General features: G+C 55.7%; 23 protein-coding genes. 7 read left to right on the top strand and 16 right to left on the bottom strand.

Going from position 1 to position 22,556, the window contains the following annotated elements; all coding sequences use genetic code 11:
• Positions 1–142 precede the first annotated feature (142 nt).
• Positions 143–1,465 (top strand): hemolysin family protein, encoded by a 1,323-nt coding sequence (locus ACR8BN_RS02840; RefSeq protein ID WP_010256442.1) that lies wholly within the window; start codon positions 143–145, stop codon positions 1,463–1,465.
• Positions 1,466–1,643: 178 nt separating this feature from the next.
• Here the strand turns inward: ACR8BN_RS02840 and ACR8BN_RS02835 are convergent, their stop codons facing one another.
• The gene (locus ACR8BN_RS02835) at positions 1,644–1,850 is read right to left on the bottom strand and encodes a DUF1107 domain-containing protein (RefSeq protein WP_003855513.1); all 207 of its coding nucleotides are present in this window, start codon (positions 1,848–1,850) and stop codon (positions 1,644–1,646) included.
• A gap of 314 nt (positions 1,851–2,164) precedes the next feature.
• Here ACR8BN_RS02835 and ACR8BN_RS02830 point away from each other — a divergent pair, with 314 nt between their 5' ends.
• Complete coding sequence (locus tag ACR8BN_RS02830) at positions 2,165–2,722, top strand: YtfJ family protein (RefSeq protein ID WP_031592751.1); 558 nt, start codon at positions 2,165–2,167, stop codon at positions 2,720–2,722.
• Between the two features lie 74 nt (positions 2,723–2,796).
• On the opposite strand, the gene cysQ is transcribed toward ACR8BN_RS02830, so the two are convergent.
• Positions 2,797–3,540 (bottom strand): 3'(2'),5'-bisphosphate nucleotidase CysQ, encoded by a 744-nt coding sequence (cysQ, locus tag ACR8BN_RS02825; RefSeq protein WP_031592749.1) that lies wholly within the window; start codon positions 3,538–3,540, stop codon positions 2,797–2,799.
• Between the two features lie 293 nt (positions 3,541–3,833).
• Between cysQ and ACR8BN_RS02820 the strand changes: the two genes are divergently transcribed.
• A complete protein-coding gene (locus tag ACR8BN_RS02820; RefSeq protein WP_434747304.1) occupies positions 3,834–5,777 on the top strand; it encodes a bifunctional 2',3'-cyclic-nucleotide 2'-phosphodiesterase/3'-nucleotidase in 1,944 nt (647 codons plus the stop codon).
• Positions 5,778–5,821: 44 nt separating this feature from the next.
• Here the strand turns inward: ACR8BN_RS02820 and fklB are convergent, their stop codons facing one another.
• Positions 5,822–6,442 carry an FKBP-type peptidyl-prolyl cis-trans isomerase gene (gene fklB / locus ACR8BN_RS02815; protein ID WP_010256433.1) on the bottom strand — a complete coding sequence of 207 codons (621 nt, stop codon included), beginning with the start codon at positions 6,440–6,442 and terminating at the stop codon, positions 5,822–5,824.
• A gap of 220 nt (positions 6,443–6,662) precedes the next feature.
• On the opposite strand from fklB, the gene ACR8BN_RS02810 reads away from it, so the two are divergent.
• Positions 6,663–7,340: a LysM-like peptidoglycan-binding domain-containing protein gene (locus ACR8BN_RS02810; protein WP_162828745.1), complete on the top strand. Its 678-nt coding sequence runs from the start codon at positions 6,663–6,665 to the stop codon at positions 7,338–7,340.
• A 79-nt stretch (positions 7,341–7,419) separates the two neighbouring features.
• On the opposite strand, the gene rplI is transcribed toward ACR8BN_RS02810, so the two are convergent.
• The 4 genes from rplI to rpsF are packed head-to-tail and all read right to left on the bottom strand — an operon-like array spanning position 7,420 to position 8,860.
• On the bottom strand, positions 7,420–7,869 hold the full coding sequence (rplI, locus tag ACR8BN_RS02805; RefSeq protein ID WP_031592745.1) for a 50S ribosomal protein L9: 450 nt from the start codon (positions 7,867–7,869) through the stop codon (positions 7,420–7,422).
• A gap of 39 nt (positions 7,870–7,908) precedes the next feature.
• Entirely contained in the window at positions 7,909–8,136 is a 228-nt protein-coding gene (rpsR, locus tag ACR8BN_RS02800) for a 30S ribosomal protein S18 (protein WP_002210155.1), read from the bottom strand.
• A gap of 4 nt (positions 8,137–8,140) precedes the next feature.
• Positions 8,141–8,458, bottom strand: a complete 318-nt coding sequence (priB, locus tag ACR8BN_RS02795; protein WP_031592744.1) for a primosomal replication protein N — start codon at positions 8,456–8,458, stop codon at positions 8,141–8,143.
• A 6-nt stretch (positions 8,459–8,464) separates the two neighbouring features.
• Positions 8,465–8,860 carry a 30S ribosomal protein S6 gene (rpsF, locus tag ACR8BN_RS02790; RefSeq protein ID WP_003855334.1) on the bottom strand — a complete coding sequence of 132 codons (396 nt, stop codon included), beginning with the start codon at positions 8,858–8,860 and terminating at the stop codon, positions 8,465–8,467.
• Between the two features lie 405 nt (positions 8,861–9,265).
• Here rpsF and ACR8BN_RS02785 point away from each other — a divergent pair, with 405 nt between their 5' ends.
• On the top strand, positions 9,266–9,472 hold the full coding sequence (locus ACR8BN_RS02785) for a hypothetical protein (RefSeq protein WP_010256150.1): 207 nt from the start codon (positions 9,266–9,268) through the stop codon (positions 9,470–9,472).
• 49 nt (positions 9,473–9,521) lie between these two features.
• Here the strand turns inward: ACR8BN_RS02785 and yjfP are convergent, their stop codons facing one another.
• Positions 9,522–10,271 (bottom strand): esterase, encoded by a 750-nt coding sequence (yjfP, locus tag ACR8BN_RS02780; protein ID WP_311976278.1) that lies wholly within the window; start codon positions 10,269–10,271, stop codon positions 9,522–9,524.
• 158 nt (positions 10,272–10,429) lie between these two features.
• On the opposite strand from yjfP, the gene ACR8BN_RS02775 reads away from it, so the two are divergent.
• Together ACR8BN_RS02775 and bsmA are read left to right on the top strand one after the other, a co-directional pair.
• Positions 10,430–12,361: a methyl-accepting chemotaxis protein gene (locus ACR8BN_RS02775; RefSeq protein ID WP_434747303.1), complete on the top strand. Its 1,932-nt coding sequence runs from the start codon at positions 10,430–10,432 to the stop codon at positions 12,359–12,361.
• A gap of 56 nt (positions 12,362–12,417) precedes the next feature.
• Positions 12,418–12,744, top strand: a complete 327-nt coding sequence (gene bsmA, locus ACR8BN_RS02770) for a biofilm peroxide resistance protein BsmA (protein ID WP_031592741.1) — start codon at positions 12,418–12,420, stop codon at positions 12,742–12,744.
• Here the strand turns inward: bsmA and ACR8BN_RS02765 are convergent.
• From ACR8BN_RS02765 to hflK, 8 genes are all read right to left on the bottom strand, one after another.
• Positions 12,718–14,346, bottom strand: a complete 1,629-nt coding sequence (locus tag ACR8BN_RS02765) for an isovaleryl-CoA dehydrogenase (protein ID WP_434747302.1) — start codon at positions 14,344–14,346, stop codon at positions 12,718–12,720. The two genes, bsmA and ACR8BN_RS02765, sit on opposite strands and share 27 nt — an antisense overlap.
• A gap of 220 nt (positions 14,347–14,566) precedes the next feature.
• Positions 14,567–15,301, bottom strand: a complete 735-nt coding sequence (gene rlmB / locus ACR8BN_RS02760; RefSeq protein WP_010699804.1) for a 23S rRNA (guanosine(2251)-2'-O)-methyltransferase RlmB — start codon at positions 15,299–15,301, stop codon at positions 14,567–14,569.
• 67 nt (positions 15,302–15,368) lie between these two features.
• Positions 15,369–17,861: a ribonuclease R gene (rnr, locus tag ACR8BN_RS02755; RefSeq protein ID WP_010256132.1), complete on the bottom strand. Its 2,493-nt coding sequence runs from the start codon at positions 17,859–17,861 to the stop codon at positions 15,369–15,371.
• Positions 17,862–17,877: 16 nt separating this feature from the next.
• Positions 17,878–18,321, bottom strand: a complete 444-nt coding sequence (gene nsrR, locus ACR8BN_RS02750; protein WP_031592739.1) for a nitric oxide-sensing transcriptional repressor NsrR — start codon at positions 18,319–18,321, stop codon at positions 17,878–17,880.
• Between the two features lie 218 nt (positions 18,322–18,539).
• Positions 18,540–19,838, bottom strand: coding sequence for an adenylosuccinate synthase (locus ACR8BN_RS02745; protein WP_031592738.1), 1,299 nt, complete (start codon positions 19,836–19,838; stop codon positions 18,540–18,542).
• A 166-nt stretch (positions 19,839–20,004) separates the two neighbouring features.
• Positions 20,005–20,205, bottom strand: a complete 201-nt coding sequence (locus tag ACR8BN_RS02740) for a DUF2065 domain-containing protein (protein ID WP_010256126.1) — start codon at positions 20,203–20,205, stop codon at positions 20,005–20,007.
• Positions 20,206–20,261: 56 nt separating this feature from the next.
• Positions 20,262–21,266, bottom strand: a complete 1,005-nt coding sequence (gene hflC, locus ACR8BN_RS02735; protein ID WP_010256123.1) for a protease modulator HflC — start codon at positions 21,264–21,266, stop codon at positions 20,262–20,264.
• A gap of 3 nt (positions 21,267–21,269) precedes the next feature.
• Entirely contained in the window at positions 21,270–22,508 is a 1,239-nt protein-coding gene (gene hflK, locus ACR8BN_RS02730) for an FtsH protease activity modulator HflK (RefSeq protein ID WP_022623936.1), read from the bottom strand.
• Positions 22,509–22,556 lie beyond the last annotated feature (48 nt).

Genomic DNA, 22,556 nt, shown 5'->3' with positions numbered 1-22,556 from the left:
GCCCCGACATGTCGTTTGTTGTCGAACTGGCGCAGACATTTTTGGCACGGATAGCTTTGTTTCACGGATAAACCAACTCTGTTTGCGCTTACCCACGCTGCCCAGGCCAAAAATGACAAGTGGATAACCCTTTGGATCTCATATGTTAGATAGCTTACTTGTCATTCTGTTACTGATCGTAATCAGTGCCTTTTTCTCCCTGTCGGAGATCTCGCTGGCGGCCGCCCGTAAGATCAAACTGAAACTGCTGGCCGATGAAGGCAACGTAAATGCGCAGCGCGTGCTGAAAATGCAGGAAACGCCGGGCATGTTCTTCACCGTGGTGCAGATTGGCCTCAACGCCGTCGCCATCCTGGGGGGTATTGTCGGCGATGCGGCGTTTTCACCGGTTTTCAGCGGCCTGTTTAACCGGTTTGTCTCGCCGGAACTGGCGGAGCAGCTCAGCTTTATCTGCTCCTTCACCATCGTCACCAGCCTGTTTATCCTGTTTGCTGACTTAACCCCAAAGCGGGTCGGCATGGTCGCACCGGAAACCATCGCGCTGCGCATCATCAACCCGATGCGTTTCTGCCTGCTGATAATGCGTCCATTGGTGTTTCTGTTTAATGGCCTGGCTAACGTCTTCTTCCGTATTTTCAAGCTGCCGATGGTGCGTAAAGATGACATCACCTCCGACGACATCTACGCGGTGGTGGAAGCCGGTGCGCTGGCTGGCGTGCTGCGTAAGCAGGAGCACGAGCTGATTGAAAACGTGTTTGAGCTGGAGTCACGTACCGTTCCCTCCTCCATGACCTCACGTGAGAATATCGTCTGGTTTGATCTGCATGAAGATGAGACCAGCCTCAAGACCAAAATCGCCCAGCATCCTCACTCGAAGTTTCTGGTCTGCAGCGGCGATATCGACCATATCGTTGGTTATGTCGACTCCAAAGAGCTGCTGCTGCGCGTACTGGGTAATCAGAGCATGGCGCTGAACAGCGGCCTGCAGATTCGCTCGGCGCTGATCGTGCCGGATACGCTGACCCTCTCTGAAGCGCTGGAAAGTTTTAAAACCGCCGGAGAAGATTTCGCGGTGATCATGAACGAATATGCGCTGGTTGTAGGCATTATTACCCTGAATGATGTAATGACCACGCTGATGGGTGATCTGGTTGGTCAGGGTATGGAAGAGCAGATTGTGGCGCGCGATGAGAATTCATGGCTGGTTGAAGGCGGTACGCCGATTGATGACGTGATGCGCGTGCTGGACATTGATGATTTCCCGCAGTCAGGTAACTACGAAACCATCGGCGGCTTTATGATGTATATGTTGCGCAAGATTCCGAAGCGTACCGATTTTGTGAAGTTTGCTGGCTACAAGTTCGAGGTGGTGGATATTGATAGCTATCGCATCGATCAGCTGCTGGTCACCCGCATCGATGAACGACCACCGGTGCTGAGCATGACGAAAAGCGAAGAAGAGTAGAATGACCAGCAACCTGGCCCAGCAGGTATAATTGCTGCAGGCAGTCTGGACACGGACAGCGCGGAACAATCCGAAGCAGACGTAGTCTGTGAGGATTGTGAGCAGTGCTCAGGTTCAGAGTAACAAATAGAATGGCCTGACTGGCCAGACACTAAGGGCGCCGATGGCGCCCTTATGATTAGTTGAACTCAAGTTTGAGACGAACGACCTGGCGGTTAATTTCTGACATCACGCTCAGGTGCTGTTTGTCTTTGACGCGCGGGATTAATACTTTCCCTTTGTCGAACTCGAACGCGCCGACGTCCTTGATATACAACCTTCCTTTGAACAGCGTTTTTACATATTTCGCTATTTGTAGCGGATTATAGCGCTGGAAGATCTTCATACTGACTAACTCCTGTACATTTTTAAGCACGCTTCGCCGTTTCCAAATTTGGTTCCAGCCCATGAAGCGCGAATTCGCGATAACTATAGAACACTCAAACCTACTAATGTTCCTAAAAGTGATTTTTTTTACTGAATTGACACATCATTACAGAACACTCTGTTATCAGGCTCACACAACACAGTATAAACCTTCGTTGGTTAAGGAATTGTGGCGGCCATAACAAACCTGACACCTTTCCAGGACAGGCGCATCATCCCTGCTTACTATTGCAGTAAAATGACTAACTGGTCTGATCACTCAAGGAAATAGCAATGCGAATAACTCTGACAGCTGTAGCGTTGTCTTTACTGATACCGGCAAGCGTGATGGCTCATGACCTCAGGCAGGATATGCGGGTACCGGCCGTTGGCGTGAATGACAAAGGCGAGCTGTTATTGCAGCAGGATAAGTTTAGCTACAAAAACTGGAATAGCGCGCAGCTCAGCGGAAAAGTTCGCGTGGTTCAGCACATCGCGGGTCGCTCATCCGCTAAAGAGATGAATGCCGCATTGATCGAGGCGATTAAGGCCGCGAAGTTGCCGCATGATCGCTATCAGACCACCACCATCGTGAATACAGATGATGCCATTCCCGGTACGGGCATGTTTGTGCGCAGCAGCGTCGAGACCAACAAGCAGCAATATCCGTGGTCGCAGTTTGTCGTCGACAGCAAGGGCAATGTGCAGCATGCCTGGCAGTTACAGCCGGGCGGTTCCGCCATTGTGGTGCTGGATAAGCAGGGTAAGGTGAAATTTGTGAAGGATGGATCGCTGACGCAGGATGAAGTGACGAAAGTGATTACGCTGGTCACATCCCTGCTGAAGGATTAATCGCTGAAGCCCCGGTGGGAAGAGCATCGCCCGCCGGGGTTTCAGCCTTCAGCAGGCTGAGCGCTCAGACAGCGTTAAAACAGTGAAACGCGGAAGCCAGGATTAAGGAAGGATTCGCGCGGCGCGTAGTCCAGAGTTTTACCCTGCCAGTCGTGCACATGCGCGCCCGCCGCCATCGCCACGGCATGGCCCGCGCCGGTATCCCAGATGTTGGTGGGTCCGAAACGGGGATAGAGCTGGGCTTTTCCTTCTGCCACCAGGCAGAACTTCAGTGAGGATCCGGTCGCGACGGTCTGATGTTCACCTAACTGCTTCAGATACTCTTTCATCTCGTCGTCGTCGCCATGTGAACGACTCACCACCACCAGCGGAGGTCGCGCATCACGGACATGAATCTGTTCACGCTGACCGCCCTCCTCTTTCCACGCTTTGCCGTCTGCAGCGGAGTACATCACGCCCAGCACCGGCGCATAGACCACGCCCATTACCGGCTTACCCGCTTCGATCAGCGCAATATTAACGGTAAATTCGCCGTTACGTTTGATGAACTCTTTGGTTCCATCCAGCGGATCGACCAGCCAGTAGCGCTGCCAGTGCTGACGCACCTCCCAGGCTGGCGGATCTTCTTCTGACAGCACCGGCACATCAGGCGTTAACTGTGTCAGGCCAGCGAGGATCACTTCGTGTGCAGCGATATCCGCGGCGGTCACCGGCGAATCATCCGATTTGTGAGAAACGTCAAGCGGCGCGGCACCGTTATAGACCTGCATAATCGCGTCGCCTGCTTCGCGTGCCAGTTGGCAGATTTGCTCTAACATTTTTCACCTCATTGTGTCTGTCTGCTGCCGGATCAGCTTATCGTCAGATAGTGACATTTTAGCAGTTCCGCCTGAAGTACCCATTTACAGGCACTCCGGCGATTCAATTTATAGATATATCAATATCATAGTTACCCATTTATCGCCACGCCTGTGCCGCTACGCCTCCATCGTTTAAGAATCCGTCGCTGACCGATGCGCCAAAACGTTATACCCATCACGATTTAAAATGACTATCTGTCATGCTTTTACATTATTTTGAGATCCTTATTTATTTTGCAGCAGGAGCAAGCATGTTTAAGCCCGGAATGATGTTACTGGCACTGAGCGTTTCCGTCGCCACCCAGGCGGCGACGGTGGATTTGCGGATACTGGAAACCACCGATTTGCACAGCAATATGATGGATTTCGATTATTACAAAGACACACCAACCGAGAAGTTTGGCCTGGTGCGAACCGCCACGCTGATCCACGCCGCACGCCAGGAGGTGAAAAACAGCCTGCTGGTCGATAACGGCGACATCATTCAGGGCAGCCCGCTGGGTGACTACATGGCGGCCAAAGGATTACGTGAGGGCGAGATCCATCCGGTCTACAAGGCACTCAACACGCTGGATTACAGTGTCGGTAACCTCGGTAATCATGAATTCAATTATGGCCTGCCCTACCTGAAAAAAGCGCTGGCAGGCGCGCGTTTTCCCTATGTGAACGCCAACGTGATTGATGTGAAGAGCGGCAAACCGCTGTTTACCCCTTACCTCATCAAATCCACTACGGTGGTTGATCGCGAAGGCAAGACGCAGACCCTGAAGATAGGTTATATCGGCTTTGTGCCGCCGCAGATCATGGTGTGGGATAAAGCCAACCTGCAGGGCAAGGTACGCGTCGATGACATCACCGAAACGGCTCGCCGCTACGTGCCTGAGATGCGCGCACAGGGCGCTGATGTGATTATTGCTATCCCCCACTCCGGCCTGAGCAGCGAGCCGTATCACACGATGGCGGAGAACTCGGTTTACTATCTCAGCCAGGTGGAAGGCATCAACGCCATCCTGTTTGGTCATGCGCATGCGGTCTTCCCCGGCAAGGAGTTTTCTGACATCAAGGGCGCAGATATCGCCAACGGCACCCTGAACGGTATTCCGGCGGTGATGCCAGGCATGTGGGGCGATCATCTTGGCGTGGTTGACCTGGTGCTGAACAATGAGGGCGGACGCTGGCAGGTGAGCAGCGGCAAAGCACAGGCGCGGCCAATCTATGACACCGCAGCGAAGAAATCGCTGGCGGCAGAGGATCCGGCGCTGGTGAAGGTACTGGCTGACGATCACCGCGCCACGCGAGAGTTTGTGGCGAAGCCCATCGGCAAGTCCGCCGATGTGATGTACAGCTATCTGTCGCTGGTACAGGACGATCCGACGGTACAGATCGTTAATAATGCCCAGCGCGCCTACGTGGAACATTTCATTCAGGGGGATCCGGATCTGGGCCGCCTGCCGGTGCTCTCTGCTGCTGCGCCGTTTAAAGCGGGCGGACGTAAAAACGATCCGGCCAGCTATGTCGAAGTGGAGAAAGGCGCGCTGACCTTCCGTAACGCGGCCGACCTCTATCTCTATCCCAATACCCTGGTGGTCATGAAAGTCAGCGGTGCGCAGGTAAAAGAGTGGCTGGAGTGCTCAGCGGGCCAGTTTAATCAGATCGATCCCCACAGTACGAAAACGCAGTCGCTGATCAACTGGGATTTCCGCACCTATAACTTTGATGTGATTGACGGGGTTAATTACCAGATTGATGTGACCCAGCCCGCGCGCTACGACGCAGAGTGTCAGCTGATCCATCCTGAGGCCTCACGTATCCGTCAGCTTAGCTGGCAGGGTAAACCCGTCGATCCACAGGCGACCTTCCTGGTGGCGACCAATAACTATCGCGCTTACGGCGGCAAGTTTGCCGGCACCGGGGATAAATACATCGCCTTTGCCTCGCCGGATGAGAACCGTTCCGTGGTTGCAGCTTATATCAGCGCGGAAACCAAAGCGCACGGTGAAGTTCAGCCGAAGGCGGACAATAACTGGCGTCTGGCACCGATTACCTCATCTACCCCGCTCGACATTCAGTTTGAAACGGCACCGGGTGATAAAGCGACCGGATTTATTAAGCAGCATGCGCAATATCCGCTTCAGCCCAAAGGGACAGATGCGATCGGCTTTGCTCTGTGGCAGGTGAATTTACAGCAGAAATAAGGCGGGGGAAAACGCTGCAACCGGGGTGGTTGCAGCGTCCGGAATTACAGAATTTCCAGCAGTTCGACTTCGAAGATCAGGGTGCTGAATGGTGGGATAGAGGCACCCGCACCGCGCTCGCCATACGCGAGGTTCTGTGGGATCACCAGTTCCCATTTTGAGCCAACCGGCATCAGGGTCAGCGCTTCAATCCAGCCTGGGATCACGCCGCTTACCGGGAATTCCGCCGGTTCGCCACGGGCAACAGAGCTGTCGAATACGCTGCCGTCGATCAGTTTACCGGTGTAGTGAACGCGTACGCGATCCTGACGTGATGGGATTGGACCTTCGCCCTGCGTAATCACGCTGAACTGCAGGCCTGATTCGGTGCTGCTCACGCCTTCACGCTGCGCATGTTCCTGCAGGAACGCCTGACCTTCTGCGGCCATGGCTTCGGTGCGCTCACGACGCACGCCTTCAGCGCGTTCATGCACTTCACGCAGTGCGCGATGAACCACATCAACCGGTACGGCCGGCGAGTTCCCTTCCAGCGCGTCGCGCAGACCCGCGAGCAGTGCTTCTGGTTGCAGACCCTGCAGACCAGATTCCAGCAACTGCTGGCCAACCTGTAAACCAATACCGTAACTTGCTTGTGCTTCGACGCTGTCGAAAGAAGGGGTAGTCATCTTCGTTCCTTTCACTCTCGGATAAATTCGAACCGGCAGCATAGCAGCGCAGGCCGCTGGCGTAAAATGCCCTGCATCGCAGATGACTTTTGCCGGGGAAAGAGAAACAATAGAGCCGTCAATTTTATCAATGCTGGCAGGCACTTCGCGCCGGTATTGCCCATACTATAACTATCGGGGGGGATCACCCCCTCTGTAGCACACGAATAAGAGAGCAAACATGGGCCAGATAGCCCCACGACGCCGCAGGATGCGTGCAAAACATCTTGTATCCCGGCTGCAGACCTGGCTGGCCGCACGCAGGCTAAAGCAGCCTGCCGGAGAGGAGGAACCCCGCATGGCTTCAGACATGTCATCCCGCCTGCCGACATGGCTTCAGCGTATCTGGCATTTTACCGACCACATTCGCTGGATGGACCCGCTGCCTGCGCCGCATCGCCGTGGCATTGTGGCCGCACTCCTGGTGATGCTGGTGGCGTTTCTCTGGCCCGCCAGCACGCTGCGCTATCCGGTTGAACAGCCGGTCGCACCCCAGACGGAGAAAGAGGTGCCAATGCAGGCGGATATTTATGAGAACAACAGTAGTCGCCAGCCGTCATCCTCACCGTCTCAGCAGACGCCAAAAGCCGATTCTCAGGGCGAGTGGCGCAACCTGACCATCGCTTCCGGTCAGACGCTGGCGCAGCTGTTTCGTGATAACAGTCTGCCGGTCAATGATGTGTTTGCGATGGCGCGGGTGGAAGGCAGCGATCAGCCACTCAGCTCACTGAAAAGTGGTCAGCAGGTGAAAATCCGTCAGGATGCGCAGGGGGCTGTAACAGGGTTGACGGTCGATGGCGCAAACGGCCCGGTGCTGTTTACACGTCAGCCAGACGGCAGCTTTATTCGCGCGCAGTAACGCGAACAGCGGCGATTGAAAGGCACAAAAACAAAAACGCCGGCACAGGGCCGGCGTTTGTGTAGTGCTCAGTTAATAATTAACCAGCAACTACTTTCACGATCAGTTTCGCGAATACTTCGCTGTGAACCTGGAAGTCCACTTCATGCTCACCGGTAGTGCGCAGAACGCCGTTCGGCAGACGAACTTCGCTCTTAGCCACTTCAACGCCTGCTGCAGTGACTGCATCAGCGATGTCGCGGGTACCGATTGAACCGAACAGTTTACCTTCATCGCCCGCTTTAGACGTGATGGTTACAGTGCCCAGTGCATTGATTTTCTCAGCGCGTGCAGTTGCTGCAGACTGAACGTCAGCCAGTTTGGCTTCCAGTTCAGCACGGCGTGCTTCGAAGAACTCAACGTTTTTCTTGGTAGCAGGAACAGCTTTGCCCTGTGGTACCAGGAAGTTACGAGCGTAGCCCGCTTTAACGTTAACCTGATCACCCAGGCTGCCCAGGTTTGCTACTTTATCAAGCAGAATAACTTGCATTACCTTATCCTCTTAAAGTCGTTAATGGACAGTTGCCGATTACTGATGACGATCAGTGTACGGCAGCAGAGACAGGTAACGCGCACGCTTGATGCAGCGAGCCAACTGACGCTGGTATTTTGCACGAGTACCGGTGATACGGCTCGGGACAATTTTACCGCTTTCGGTAATGTAGTTTTTCAACGTTGCGATGTCTTTGTAATCGATCTCAACAACGCCTTCCGCGGTGAAACGGCAGAACTTGCGACGACGGAAATAACGTGCCATTAGGCTAGTCTCCAGAATCTATCAATTCAATCTGCTCGGCATGGAACACCACTTTGCTCTGGCCATTTCGTGCCTGATGGCAACTAATGAAACCGTCGAGTGTGAGTTGCGTGCCGACCGTTATATGTTGAGTAATCACCTGATGGGCACTGCCGCTAATAATAACCGGCATACGACACCAGGCTTGCCGGTGAAACCCGGCCTCCTCCTGCACTGAGCGGTGCTCAAGCACGAACTGACAGTGAGGAATTCCTGACGGGCTAATTTTTCGAACCGGCGTCTTGCACACAGTGCCAGACAAGCGCAGTCGATTAACCGTCACGATGGATTACTCTTCAGAATCCCCAGCATCTGACTCATCAGCGGATTCGTTAGCAAAATCTTCGCGACGATCACGACGCTCATCTTTCGCTTTAACCATCGGTGATGCTTCAGTTACCGCGTTTTTAACGCGCATAACCATGCTACGGATAACGGCGTCGTTGAAGCGGAAGTTCGTTTCCAGCTCATCGATCGCTTCCTGCGGCGCTTCAACGTTCATCAGAACGTAATGCGCTTTGTGCAGTTTATTGATCGGGTAAGCCAGCTGACGGCGGCCCCAGTCTTCCAGACGGTGAATCGTGCCTTCTGCACCAGTGATAGCACCAGTGTAACGCTCGATCATGCCAGGAACCTGTTCGCTCTGGTCAGGATGAACCATAAATACGATTTCGTAATGACGCATCGAAATTGCTCCTTACGGATTATTCAGCCTCCTGTCGGGGTCAACCGCGGCCCATGGAAGCAAGGAACGTTATAGGCTGTGTCCCACAAAGGTTCGTTGTCACGAGCGTTTGTGGGACACAGCCTGAGAATGCGGCTGAAAAATTGACGCGTAATCATACTGGCGGCGACGGCTAAACTCAAGCGCACATTTCAACAAATGCCATCCGGCGTGCCATATACGGTAGCTTTTCGTGCTAATCATGTGAATACAGCGCGTTAAGCGGGAAAGGTTCAAAAAAGCTGATAAAGAGGTTCAGGCGGACGATCTGGCGATAATGTGCACAGTCGCTAAACTTAATGCAGACGTTGCGGTTTGGCTTATCGGCGTCTAACAGAGTGTGTTCCCTGAAGTGAGGAGTCGGGCATGAAAACGTTCGTCATCGCCACTTTACTGGGTCTCTTCCTGTCTCCACCCGCTCTTGCCAGCAATGCTGACTGTGCGCAGCAGATAAGAAGTCACAGCAGCGAAGCGGCATCGGGTTATATCTACGTTAATCGGCTGGATGCGCCACAAAAGAACCCGGTCAACGCGCCTGCCAGAGCAGCAGAGAAATCGTCTGCGCACTGGTAAGTGCCGGTAAGTTTACGGGCGGCAGATTCACTCTCCGCCCGTTCATTTTTTATAGCTGCTGTTTAAAAAAGCTGACCAGCGCCGTCAATGCTGATGGCGTGATCTTATGTCCAATCTGTTTTTCCGACAGCGAAGCCAGATGCTGCGCCAGCCCGTTGTCACGCAGCGCCCTCTCCAGCCGGACGCTCTCCGCCCAGGGCACCACCTCATCCGCCTCACCATGCCACAACAGCAGCGGACGGTTTGCCAGTGCCTCCAGCCGGTTGCAGGGATCGTAGTCCGCCAGCGGTGCCATGCGGGCAGCAAACTGCGCTTGCTGCTCAGGCGTGTCGGCCACCAGCGGCGGAAACAGCGACTGACTGAGCTGCATAAAATAGCCCGATCCCATCAGGCAGGCGACGCTTTGAATCTGCGGATAACGCGCCATCGCGCCCAGCGCCGTCATGCCGCCCATCGACGCGCCCGCCACCGCAAAGCGCTCGCCGGCGATCAGATCGTCAGCGCGCAGCGCCGACTCCAGCAGCGGCAGCTCATCAATGTTCTGTTTCAGAATCTCCCAGAAGCGGCCAAGGCGTGCATCGGCATCGCCGTGATAGCGCGCGCCGTGCAGATCCGCATCCGGCATCACCGCCCGGAACCCCGCCTGAGCCAGCGCGACAGCGAAGTAGGCGTAGACCTCTTTTGAAGAGGTAAAGCCGTGATAAAACAGCACGGTGGGCAGTGGCTGATGCCGTTGTCCGGCAGGCGTGGCGTGCAGGCATTCGATACCGGCCAGCGTTTCTGTGGTGAGTTCAATCATGGTCTCTCCTGAGAAGGGGCAAGGCGTGCCGATTGAGTGTACGTCTGCGGGTTAATTTACGAAATCCCCTGCTGCGTTTAGTCGCCAGATTTCGGCCTAAACTTTTCCCGTGCTTTGCCGTTGATGTTGTGTCCCCCTAATTTGATCAAAGGTAATTTATGAAGCGTCTCTCTCTCAGCGGCCTGAGTCTTGGAGTTAAGCTGTCTGTACTGACGTCTTTCAGCGTAGCGTTATTGTTGCTGGTTCTGACGCTGACCCAGAGCCACACCGCTTCGCGGCAGCTGGAAAATCTCGCCATCGATGACATGCAGAACCAGGTGCAGGGCATCAGTGAAATGGCCACCATGTTCAATGCTACCCTCACCGAAGAGGTGGCTCACTACACCAGTCTGTTTACCAGCTTCCTGCCTAAGCGTTTTAGCCTGGATGAAGGCTCCCGGGTGCAGGTCGGCGCCTTTTCGACGCCGGTGCTGCGCGCCGGGTTAAAAACGCTGAACCTCGACCAGACCGCGGTAGACGATTTCACCGAACGCACCGCCGCTGTGGCGACCATTTTTGTACGCGACGGCGATGATTTTATCCGTATTTCCACCTCGCTGAAAAAGCAGGATGGCAGTCGCGCGATCGGTACGCAGCTTGACCGCAACGGCGCCGCCTGGAAAAGCGTCAGTCAGGGCGACGTCTATCAGGGACTGGCGACGCTGTTCGGCCATCGCTACATCACACAATATCAGCCGGTAAAAGATGAGAGTGGCAAGGTCGTCGCCATCCTGTTTGTCGGCGTTGGCATTGATAAGCAGTATGCGCTGATGCGTGAAAAAATCCTGGCACGCAAGCTGGGTGATAGTGGTCATTTCTTTGTGCTCAACGGCACCCCCGGCAAGACGCAGGGAGTGTATCTTTTCGATCAGCACGGCGAAGGAAAACGACCCGACTGGGATGACGCGACACTCCAGCCGCTGCTGACTCAGCCACAGGGCATGCTGCAGGCAGAGATCAACGGCGAGCACCAGATTCTGGCCTGGCAGCAGCTGCCGGGCTGGAACTGGGTGATCGCCGGTGAAGTTAACCGGGCCAGCCTGCTCGCCCCGATTACGCATAGTCGTAACCTGTTCCTGATAACCGGACTGATTCTGGTGGTGGTTTTTGCGCTGGGGTTTGTCTGGTACAGCCGTCGGGCGATTACCCGTCCGCTGCAGCAGGTGATCCATCTGGCGGAGCAGTATGCCGCCGGGAATCTGCAGGTCCATATGGATACCCAGCGTCGCGATGAAGTGGGCCAGTTGATCGTTGCGATCAACGGCATTGGCGATGGCCTTGAGAAAATCGTCAGCCAGGTGCGCGGCGCGGCGCAGGAGATCAGCGACGGCACGGACACCATCGCGGCCAGCAGTCATAACATCAGCGAGCAGATCGGACGTCAGGCGAGCAGTGTGGAACAGACCTCCGCCAGCATGGAGCAGTTTGGCGCAACGGTTGAACACACCGCAGACAGCCTGCGTCAGGCGATGTCACTGGTGGCCGAAGCCAGCGATATCGTCAGTCACGGCAGCCAGACGGTGGTGCGCTCGGTCAACACCATGTCGGCAATTAAGGTTTCATCACAAAGCATTGCGGATATCACCCACGTGATTGAGTCGATCGCCTTTCAGACCAATATCCTGGCGCTCAACGCCGCCGTTGAAGCAGCACGTGCCGGGGAACAGGGCCGCGGCTTTGCCGTGGTGGCCGCAGAAGTGCGTGCGCTGGCACAGCGTTCTGCGCAGGCCGCTAAAGAGATTGATGGACTGATTGCGACCTCCATCAGCAATGTGGCGGAAGGCCATCAGTTATCTGAGCAGACGCGCGATGCGATGAGCGACATTGTGACCCACATCGAGCAGGTGCAGGCGCTGATGGGCGAGATCAACGTGGCGGCGCAGCAGCAGGCGGCAGGCATCGGCCAGGTTAATCTGGCGATGAACCAGATCAGCCAGGCAACTCACCAGAACAGCGAACTGGTGACACAGGCGGAAAACAGCGCGCAGAACCTGAGTGATAAAGGGCATCACCTGACCCAGCTGGTCAGTGTATTTAGCCTTAAATCCTGACGCCATTCAGGGCGATGGCATACACTTAATGCTTCGTCCTGAAAGAGGGTTTTGCTATGCGTTTCGCTTATTTACTGATGATAAGCCTGCTGCTGGCAGGCTGTTCCGCGCTTGATACCACGCCAAAAGCACCGCCCGCGCCGACGCAACAGGCGCAGGAAATTTCACGGGCGCAGAGTGGCGGTTTGCCGAAGCTGGGCAATATTACCGTTAACGTGCGTGGCTCACCGGATGATGCCGGGCGGGCCGTGGCCACCCGGGCTAACCAGGCTGGTGCGGCTTACTATCAGATCGTGGCGCTGAGTGAAACAGTGATGCCCGGTCTCTGGTACGCCAGCGCGATTCTTTACGGCGCATCACCTGCCACAGGCGCGGGCCAGTAAACGGTCTGTGATTGCTGTCTCAAGCGGGCGGGAGCCACGTCGATCGAGCCACTGCTGGCACCAGGCATCCGCCAGCGGTGGTTCGCCATATTTCAGTAGCTGGGCGCCTGTCGCAAGCTGCAGCAGCGTGCGGGTCACCTCGCGCGCCTGCTCTTCGGGGACGTTGCTCATTCGCAGCCGTAACTGACGCCAGCGCGCATCGAAATGACGATTACTCCCTTTCACCGCTTCAAATTCCTGACTCAGCATCTCCGAAACCTCTGCCTGACGGGTGAGCACGCGCAGTACGTCAAGACACATCACGTTGCCCGACCCTTCCCAGATGCTGTTGACCGGCATGTCACGATAGAGGCGCGGCAGCTCGCTCGCTTCGCAGTAGCCGATGCCCCCCAGCACTTCCATCGACTCCGCGACGAACGGGGCACCCGCTTTGCAGATCTGATATTTTGCAGCCGGAGTTAATAAGCGGGCAAACGTGACCTCATGCGGTTTTGCCGGTTGTGACCAGGCGCGCGCCAGCCGCATCAGCAGCGCGGTTTGCCCCTCCAGCTGCAGCGCCTGCTGTGCCAGAACCTGACGCATCAGCGGCTGATCCACCAGGTTTTTCCCCATCACCTGGCGCTGATGTGCATGCCAGAGTGCCACCGAGAATGCACGCCGCATCTGGCCATGACTGCCGAGTGCGCAGTCGAAGCGCGTCATACCGCCCATTTTAAGGATCAGCCGCACGCCTTCGCCCTCTTCTCCCAGCAGCCAGCCGGTCGCATCGCGAAACTCCACCTCACAACTGGCATTTGAGCGATTACCCAGCTTATCTTTAAGCTGCTCAAGCTGGATGGCGTTGCGTGACCCGTCAGGCAACAGGCGCGGGAGGAAGAAACAGCTTAATCCGGCCGGCGTCTGCGCCAGCACCAGATGCGCATCGCTCTGCGGCACCGAGAAGAACCATTTGTGGCCGGTCAGCCGGTAGGCTTCACCCGGGCCGCGCGCGCCCAGCGGCTCGGCCCGGGTGGTGCTGGTGAGCAGATCGCTGCCGCCCTGTTTTTCCGTCATGCCCATACCGATCAGCAGACCCCGCTTCTGGTCGCCGGGCTGCGCATGAGTGTCGTAACGATCGCTGAGCAGCGGATCGAGCCAGCCTTCGAACGCGGCGGGCAGATAAGTCTGCAGCAGTGGAATGGCCGCGTGCGTCATGGTCACCGGGCAAAGCGTGCCCGCTTCAACCTGCGCATGCAGAATAAAGCGCGCAGCCCGCGCCACGCTGGCCTGTTCACGTACTGTGGGGTGCCAGCTGAGATTGTGCAGGCGGCTGGCGCAGACACCCTGCATCAGCAGGTGCCAGGCGGGGTGAAAACGGACTTCATCCAGCCGTACGCCACGGGCGTCGTAGCGCAGCAGTTCCGGTGGCTCCGCATTGGCGAGCCGGCCCAGCTCCAGCGACTCGGCGCTGCCCAGCTGTAGGCCTACGGAAGCCAGCCATTCCCGGTCCCATCCGGCGCCTTCGCGTGACAGTGCCTCGCCGAGCGGCGTATCAGACAGGAACAGGTTGCTGTTGCTCAGAGGATGGGGCTGATTAAAAACGGTGTGTGTTGTCCAGGTCATAACCACTCCTCGCGGATGTCACTCAGTAAGTATACCCGTCGTCTTTCAAGCTGCATTTTTGTTGGCTGCGTTCACTCACCCGAATCACTTACTCATGTAAGCTCATCGGGATTCGTTCTCTTGCCGCCTCAATGCAACCCGAAATCCTTTGGGTATATACGAATGACGCGCAGTTATGCCTGGTACAGAAACTAATTTGTGGCGAAGATCACATCAGGGATCAGGCGTTGCGCTGACGTACCGCTTCAAACAGGCAGACACCCGTAGCAACCGAGACATTCAGCGAAGAGACGCTGCCCGCCATCGGAATGCTGATCAGCTCATCGCAATGCTCACGGGTCAGACGACGCATGCCTTCCCCTTCCGCGCCCATCACCAGCGCCATCGGACCGGTCATTTTGCTCTGGAAGACAGTATGATCCGCTTCACCTGCGGTACCGACAACCCAGATGTTGTACTCCTGCAGCAGACGCAGGGTACGTGCCAGGTTGGTGACGCGGATCAACGGCACATTTTCTGCCGCGCCGCTGGCCACTTTTTTGGCCGTTGCATTCAGGGGCGCAGAGCGATCTTTCGGCACGATAATCGCGTGAACACCGGCCGCATCGGCACTGCGCAGGCAGGCACCCAGATTGTGCGGATCGGTGACCCCGTCCAGCACCAGCAGGAAGGGTTTGTCCAGGCTCTGCAGCAGATCCGGCAGATCGCCTTCCTGATACTGACGACCCGGTTTTACCCGCGCCACAATACCCTGATGCACACCGCCTTCAACCTGGCTGTCGAGCCACTTGCGCTCGGCCAGCTGAATCACGACCCCCTGAGCTTCCAGCGCGGCGACCACGGGTTGCAGGCGACGATCGTCGCGGCCTTTGAGGATAAAGACTTCCTGGAAACGTTGTGGATCACGTTCCAGCAGCGCCTGCACGGCATGGATACCAAAAATAATTTCGCTCATCGATCTGCTCAGTTTGGAAATGAATGAATGACCGCCCTTTCTCAGAGAGAAAGGGCGGGTGCGCGCATCAGTCAGGCTGCGCCTTTTTTCTGGCGCGCTTCGCCCGGGTGGCGGCGGCGATTTTACGGGTTTTTTCCGAGACGTTTTTACTTTTATTCTCGGTATTTGCAGCGGCGGGCTTGCCCTTGTCGCCCCGGAAAGCGGCGTCCGGCTCGAAGTTGGACTTCTTGCTCGCATCACGACGGCGTTTCGCTGGCGCTTTGTCGTCACGCTTCGCCCGGTCACGTGCGGTTTTGCCTTCACCACGTACCTGACGCTGGCTGGAGATCAGGGCAAAGTCGATTTTACGCTCATCCATATGGACGGCTTCAACACGCACTTCAACCGTGTCACCCAGACGATAGGTGCGACCGCCCGATTCACCGATCAGACGCTGACCTACCGGGTCAAAACGGTAGTAATCGTTGTCGAGCGTCGAAACGTGGACCAGGCCATCAATGAACAGATCGCTTAAGCGTACAAAGAAGCCAAATCCGGTCACGCTGGAGATGACGCCGTTGAAGACGTTGCCAACCTGATCCTGCATGAAGTCACACTTGAGCCAGTCCGCGACGTCACGGGTCGCTTCATCGGCGCGGCGTTCGGTCAGAGAACAGTGCAGGCCCAGTTGCAGCATCTGCGGCATGTCGTAGTGATAGCCACCGGTTGCTGTCGTCATATCTTTGGCGACGCTGCGATCTCTCGGCATCAGGTATTTAATAGCGCGCTGTACCAGGCCTTTACCTTCATCCTGCTCTTTTGCCAGCAGATATTTGATGGCGCGATGCAGCGTCAGATCCGGGTAACGACGGATTGGCGAGGTAAAATGCGCATACGACGAGAGTGCCAGACCAAAGTGACCACGGTTTTCCGGGTCGTAAACGGCCTGCTTCATCGAACGCAGCAGCATGGTTTGCAGCATTTCCGCATCAGGACGATCGGCAACCTGCTTCAGCAGCGCCGCATAGTCGATTGGCTGCGGTTTGTTGCCGCCAGGCAGACTCAGTCCCAGCTCGTTGAGCACGGTACGGAAGCTCTTGATGCTTTCGTCAGTCGGGCGATCGTGATCGCGGAACAGCGCCGGTTCCTGATTTTTCTCAACGAAGCGTGCCGAGGCGATGTTCGCCAGGATCATGCACTCTTCGATCAGCTTATGAGCGTCATTACGTGACACACGCTCAACACGCTCAATACGGCGCTCGGCGTTGAAGATAAACTTCGCCTCTTCCGTTTCAAACGAGATACCGCCGCGCTCTTCACGAGCGGCTTCTAGCGCATGATAGAGGTTGTTCAGCTCTTCAAGGTCTTTAACCAGCGGCGCATACTGCTGACGCAGCTCTTTGTCGCCCTGCAGGATGTTCCAGACTTTGTTGTAGGTCAGACGCGCATGGGAGTTCATCACCGCTTCGTAGTGCTTAAAGCCGGTCAGTTTACCTTTGGTCGAGATGGTCATCTCGCACACCATACAGAGGCGATCGACCTGCGGGTTAAGCGAACATAAGCCATTCGACAGCACTTCCGGCAGCATCGGCACAACCTGCGACGGGAAGTAGACCGAGGTTCCGCGCTGATGCGCTTCGTCATCCAGAGGGGTGCCAGGACGGACGTAATAGCTGACATCCGCGATAGCTACCCACAGACGCCATCCGCCACCGCGCTTCTTCTCACAGTAAACAGCATCATCAAAGTCACGGGCATCTTCACCATCGATAGTGACCAGCGGCAGCTTACGCAGATCGACGCGGCCTTTTTTGGCCTCTTCCGGGACTTCTTCTTTCAGCTTGCTGACCTGAGCTTCCACTTCCGGCGGCCAGGTGTGCGGGATTTCATGCGTACGCAGCGCCATATCCACGGCCAGGCTGGTGCCCATATCATCGCCCAGAATCTCGGCGATTTTACCGATCGCTTTGCTGCGACGGTTCGGACGCTGGACCAGCTCAACCACCACCACGGAACCCATGCGGGCATTCATCGTCTCTTCAGGCGGGATGAGGATGTCAAAACTCAGGCGACTATCGTCCGGCACCACGAAGCCGGCACCGGCATCGGTAAAGTAACGGCCAACGATCTGATTGTTGCGGGGTTCCTGCACCCGGACCACGCGCGCTTCGCGGCGGCCTTTGCGATCGGCACCCAGCGGCTGCGCCAGGATCACGTCACCGTGCATACAGAATTTCATCTGTTCTGCGGAAAGGTAGAGGTCATCTTTCTGACCTTCTGCCCGCAGGAAGCCGTAGCCGTCGCGGTGGCCAATGACTTTACCGCGCAGGAGATCAAGACGTTCAGGCAGGGCATAACACTGACGGCGGGTGAACACCAGCTGACCATCACGCTCCATGGCGCGAAGGCGGCGACGCAGCGCCTCAAGGTGTTCTTCTTCCTGCAGATTCATCTCTTCAGCCAGCTCTTCGCGGCTGGCCGGTTTTTCACGTTTTTCTAACAGAGCCAGAATAAACTCACGGCTCGGAATAGGATTTTCGTATTTTTCAGCTTCTCTATCCTGAAAAGGATCTTTTGACATAGCGGTTCCTCCGATGTCATTTAATATTTATTTCCACCGGCGATCTGGACAAGATGATCTCATAAAGTGGTGTATTTCCTTCGACCAGATCTGCCAACGTATAGCTATCCAGTTCCTGCAAAAATCGCTGCACCGCATCATGTAACGCCTGCTTCAGACGACAGGCTGGCGAGATGGAACAGGACGCGCAATCCACTAATTGTAGTGGTTCCATCTTACGTACCACGTCGCCAATGACAATCTGACGAGCTGGCATACCCAGACGAATGCCCCCGTTTTTACCACGCGTTGCGGCGACATAGCCCGCCCGGCTCAGCTGATTGATGATTTTGACCATATGATTACGGGACAAACCATAAGTGTTCGTCACTTCCGTAATATTGGTCTGCTGACCTTCCGGCAACGATGCCAGATAAATCAGTGCCCGTAAGCCATAATCAGTAAAACTCGTGAGCTGCACAGTAACCTCAGTGAACCTTCAGACGCGGCGTGACCTTATCCGCCCTGTGATTGATGCCAGGATTAAATCGGATCGCCATTCGATTAGCTACGATGATAAACCAGAGTCTGTCTGGCCGTGCGCTTTTTTAAGCCAGCAGAAGGTTTGACAAGCGAAGGGAGGTTAAGTGGCATCAAAGAATGGAAAAACAAGGGCCGGACAACGTCCGGCCTGAATGATTACGCGTCGAACGGGTCGCGCAGAATCATTGTTTCACTGCGGTCAGGGCCGGTAGAGATGATATCAATCGGCACCCCTGTTACCTCTTCCACACGCTTGATGTAGTCACGCGCGGCCTGAGGCAAACCTTCCAGCGTCTTGACGCCAAACGTTGTCTCGCTCCAGCCTGGCAGGGTTTCGTAGATCGGCTCAATGCCTTCCCAGTTCTCTGCCGCCAGTGGCGTGGTGGTCACTTCGCGGCCATCAGGCATACGATAAGCCACACAGATCTTCACCTCTTTCAGGCCATCCAGCACGTCCAGCTTGGTCATGCAGAAACCTGACAGGGAGTTGATCTGAACCGCGCGGCGAACCGCTACCGCATCCAGCCAGCCGGTACGACGACGGCGACCGGTGGTCGCGCCAAACTCATTACCCTGCGCACAGAGGAATTCGCCGGTTTCATCGAACAGCTCGGTCGGGAACGGGCCTGCGCCAACGCGGGTTGAGTAAGCTTTCACGATACCCAGCACGTAGTCGACATAACGCGGGCCAATGCCTGAACCGGTCGCTACGCCACCTGCGGTGGTGTTGGATGAGGTCACGTACGGATAGGTACCGTGATCGATATCCAGCAGCGTACCCTGCGCGCCTTCAAACATAATCAGATCGCCACGCTTACGCGCGACGTCCAGCAGTTCAGAGACGTCAACGACCATGCCAGTCAGGATGTCAGCGACTTCCATCACATCACTCAGGACTTTATCGAAGTCGACTGCCGGCTCTTTGTAGTACTCCACCAGCTGGAAGTTGTAGAAATCGACCACTTCTTTCAGCTTGGCAGCAAAGGTTTCTTTGTTGAACAGGTCGCTGACGCGCAGTGCACGGCGAGCGACTTTATCTTCATAAGCCGGTCCGATGCCACGACCAGTAGTACCAATCGCTTTGGCGCCACGAGCACGTTCACGCGCCATATCCATCGCAACATGATATTGCAGGATCAGCGGACAGGCTTCAGAAATCAGCAGACGTTCGCGTACCGGAATCCCGCGCGCTTCCAGGCCTTTCATCTCTTTCATTAAGGCTTCAGGAGAGAGCACTACGCCGTTACCAATGATGCTGGTGACGTTATCGCGCAGAATGCCAGAAGGGATCAGGTGGAGGACGGTTTTTTCACCGTTGATGACAAGCGTGTGGCCCGCATTGTGGCCGCCTTGATAACGCACAACGTAATTCGCGCGCTCAGTCAGAAGGTCTACAATCTTACCTTTACCTTCGTCACCCCATTGGGTGCCCAGTACGACGACGTTCTTACCCATTTCTCAAAATCACCGATTGCTTAAAAAAGGATTCTACCATCTGATCCCGTGGTTTTCAGCACTTTTAGCATACGATTGCGCGCTTTTTTGCCTGAGTTTTGATCACTACAACATGTTGGGGATAATAGCGTTGAAAGGCACAATTTAGCCGGTCTGAACGTGAGCCTCAGAGGTTGCCGTGCAGGCTGAGCATGCAGTAAATCACCATACCAGCAACGACCAGTCCTCCACCAAAGCGGTGCAGCAGACGATCGGGCAATCGCGTCATCGTCAGGATCATGCGTCGCCAGGCGCGCGGCATAAACATCGGTCCCAACCCTTCCAGCACTAACACCAGCGCCAGCGCCATCCAGATGCTTGTTTTCATTCTGATACCCAAAAAAAGGGCCGACAACATTGTCGGCCCACAGGTTATATCAGTTCTTAGCGTGTCGCGTTAGAGGGCGCCTTCATATATCGGAAGAAGTCGCTATCCGGGCTTAACACCATCACATCCTGATCGCTATTGAAGCTGTTTTCATAGGCACGCAGGCTACGAATAAAGGCATAGAAGTCAGGATCTTTGCTGAACGAATCGGCAAACAACCGCGCCGTTTCCGCATCACCGTCACCGCGTGTAATCAGCGCTTCACGCTGGGCTTCAGCCAGAGTACGGGTAACCTGGTAATCGGCCTGGGCGCGCAATTTTTCCGCCTCTTCCTGACCCTGTGAACGCTGGCTACGCGCTACCGCTTCACGCTCAGCACGCATACGGTTGAAGATCGCATCAGACACTTCGGTCGGCAGGTTGATCTGCTTGATGCGCACATCCACCACCTGAATACCTAACGCCGCCATACTGTTCGGGTTCGGTGCTGGCTCGCTGCTGTTGGTTTCACGCTCGACACGGGCCGCTGCACTGGCAATCGCGTCATCAGCCGCAGGGGTTGCGATTTCATCATCGTTACCTGCAGAGCCGGTATTCAGCGCGTCACGCACATCGGTGGTCAGACGACCACGGGAGTCCGTTACGATATCTTTCACATCCAGACGGCCCATTTCAGAACGCAAGCGGTCACTGAACTTACGTTTCAGCAGCACTTCCGCCTGAGAGACATCACCGCCACCGGTGGCCAGGTAGTAGCGACTGAAGTCGCTGATACGCCACTTGATGTAGGAGTCCACGATCAGATCTTTCTTCTCTTTAGTGACGAAGCGATCGGCCTGGTTATCCATGGTCTGGATACGCGCATCCAGCGTTTTAACCGTTTCCAGGAATGGAATCTTGAAATGCAGACCCGGCTCAAACACCTGCGGTTTGTTTTCGCCGTCGCGCAGGACTTTACCGAAGCGCAGAACAATGCCTCGCTGCCCTTCCTGCACCACAAACAGGGACGCATAGAGCGCCACCAGCACGACAATGATTAAAAATACTATTGGCTTACGCATCGATTACTCTCTCCCTTCGCGCTGGCTGTCGCTGCGCTGAGCATTCGCCCGACGCTGATCCATGATATTGTCCGGACTGTATGACGACGTGTCATTGCGGCTGGCACTGCTATCGGAGCGCGCAGGCAGCGAAGAACCATTCGCGCCTTTCTGACCATTCTGGCCCGATGAAGTCTGACCGCCACGCATCAGTTGATCCAGCGGCAGCACCATCAGGTTATTACCCCGATCGTTAACCAGTACTTTGCGGGTATGGCTCAGCACACGTTCCATGGTCTCGATATAGAGACGCTCTTTGGTGATTTCGGGCGCAGCTTTATACTCAGGCAGGATCTTGGCGAAACGCGCCACCTCACCCTGCGCTTCCAGCACGGTACGCTCTTTGTAAGCGCGTGCCTCTTCCAGAATACGTTGCGCCTGGCCGTTAGCACGAGGCTGAACTTCGTTGGCGTAAGCTTCGGCTTCACGAACGTACTGCTCGCGGTTTTCGCGTGCGGCAATCGCGTCATCAAATGCAGACTTCACCTCTTCCGGCGGACGTGCAGCCTGGAAGTTGACGTCCAGCACCGCGATCCCCATGTTATAAGGGCGAATCGTCTCGTCGATTTCACGCTGGGTATCGCTACGCACCACGGTACGACCTTCGGTCAGGATGCGATCCATGGTAGAGCGACCAATCACGCCGCGCAGCGCGCTGTCGGTAGCCTGACGCAGGCTGTCGTCCGCGCTGGTCACAGCATAAAGATAACGTTCCGGATCGGTCACGCGGTACTGCACGTTCATTTCCACGCGCACCACGTTCTCATCAGAAGTCAGCATGACGCCAGAAGCAGCCAGTTCACGCACCGATTCAACGTTAACCGCACGCACCTGATCAACGAATGTCGGCTTCCAGTTCAGACCAGGTTCGACCAGGTGACTGAATTTACCGAAGCGCGTCACCACGCCACGTTCCGCTTCTTTGATGGTGTAGAAACCGCTTGCAGCCCAGATGACTACAGCAGCAACAGCCACGATACCAACAATTTTGCCACCGCTGCCGGAGCCGCGCTGACCGTTGTCGTTCTGTTTGCCACCGCCCAGTCCACCAAGCTTCTTGCTCAGCTTACGGAAGATATCATCCAGATCAGGAGGCCCGGATTCCCGTCCTCCCTTATTCCCCCCAGAGTTGCCGCCTTGATTATTGCTGCTTCCCCACGGGTCGCGGTCCTGTCCGTTATTTCCGGGCTGATTCCACGCCATGTTTCTACTCCATTTATTGTAATTACGATTTTTACCCTTCAGCTTTCG

Origin of the sequence: Pantoea sp. Lu_F5_004 (genome assembly GCF_051136245.1) — a bacterium.
Lineage (GTDB): Bacteria > Pseudomonadota > Gammaproteobacteria > Enterobacterales > Enterobacteriaceae > Pantoea > Pantoea agglomerans.
Note: the sequence above shows the minus strand (reverse complement) of the source record. Positions and strands in the feature narration are given on the sequence as shown.

Coding starts and splice junctions, on each gene's coding strand:
- ACR8BN_RS02840 (WP_010256442.1), top strand. CDS start 143: ATGTTAGATAGCTTACTTGTCATTCTGTTACTGATCGTAATCAGTGCC.
- rpsR (WP_002210155.1), bottom strand. CDS start 8,136: ATGGCACGTTATTTCCGTCGTCGCAAGTTCTGCCGTTTCACCGCGGAA.
- bsmA (WP_031592741.1), top strand. CDS start 12,418: ATGCGTTTCGCTTATTTACTGATGATAAGCCTGCTGCTGGCAGGCTGT.
- cysQ (WP_031592749.1), bottom strand. CDS start 3,540: ATGTTAGAGCAAATCTGCCAACTGGCACGCGAAGCAGGCGACGCGATT.
- ACR8BN_RS02765 (WP_434747302.1), bottom strand. CDS start 14,346: ATGACCTGGACAACACACACCGTTTTTAATCAGCCCCATCCTCTGAGC.
- ACR8BN_RS02835 (WP_003855513.1), bottom strand. CDS start 1,850: ATGAAGATCTTCCAGCGCTATAATCCGCTACAAATAGCGAAATATGTA.
- ACR8BN_RS02740 (WP_010256126.1), bottom strand. CDS start 20,205: ATGAAAACAAGCATCTGGATGGCGCTGGCGCTGGTGTTAGTGCTGGAA.
- ACR8BN_RS02785 (WP_010256150.1), top strand. CDS start 9,266: ATGAAAACGTTCGTCATCGCCACTTTACTGGGTCTCTTCCTGTCTCCA.
- hflK (WP_022623936.1), bottom strand. CDS start 22,508: ATGGCGTGGAATCAGCCCGGAAATAACGGACAGGACCGCGACCCGTGG.
- ACR8BN_RS02775 (WP_434747303.1), top strand. CDS start 10,430: ATGAAGCGTCTCTCTCTCAGCGGCCTGAGTCTTGGAGTTAAGCTGTCT.
- hflC (WP_010256123.1), bottom strand. CDS start 21,266: ATGCGTAAGCCAATAGTATTTTTAATCATTGTCGTGCTGGTGGCGCTC.
- ACR8BN_RS02745 (WP_031592738.1), bottom strand. CDS start 19,838: ATGGGTAAGAACGTCGTCGTACTGGGCACCCAATGGGGTGACGAAGGT.
- ACR8BN_RS02820 (WP_434747304.1), top strand. CDS start 3,834: ATGTTTAAGCCCGGAATGATGTTACTGGCACTGAGCGTTTCCGTCGCC.
- yjfP (WP_311976278.1), bottom strand. CDS start 10,271: ATGATTGAACTCACCACAGAAACGCTGGCCGGTATCGAATGCCTGCAC.
- fklB (WP_010256433.1), bottom strand. CDS start 6,442: ATGACTACCCCTTCTTTCGACAGCGTCGAAGCACAAGCAAGTTACGGT.
- rpsF (WP_003855334.1), bottom strand. CDS start 8,860: ATGCGTCATTACGAAATCGTATTTATGGTTCATCCTGACCAGAGCGAA.
- rplI (WP_031592745.1), bottom strand. CDS start 7,869: ATGCAAGTTATTCTGCTTGATAAAGTAGCAAACCTGGGCAGCCTGGGT.
- rnr (WP_010256132.1), bottom strand. CDS start 17,861: ATGTCAAAAGATCCTTTTCAGGATAGAGAAGCTGAAAAATACGAAAAT.
- ACR8BN_RS02810 (WP_162828745.1), top strand. CDS start 6,663: ATGGGCCAGATAGCCCCACGACGCCGCAGGATGCGTGCAAAACATCTT.
- ACR8BN_RS02830 (WP_031592751.1), top strand. CDS start 2,165: ATGCGAATAACTCTGACAGCTGTAGCGTTGTCTTTACTGATACCGGCA.
- rlmB (WP_010699804.1), bottom strand. CDS start 15,301: ATGAGCGAAATTATTTTTGGTATCCATGCCGTGCAGGCGCTGCTGGAA.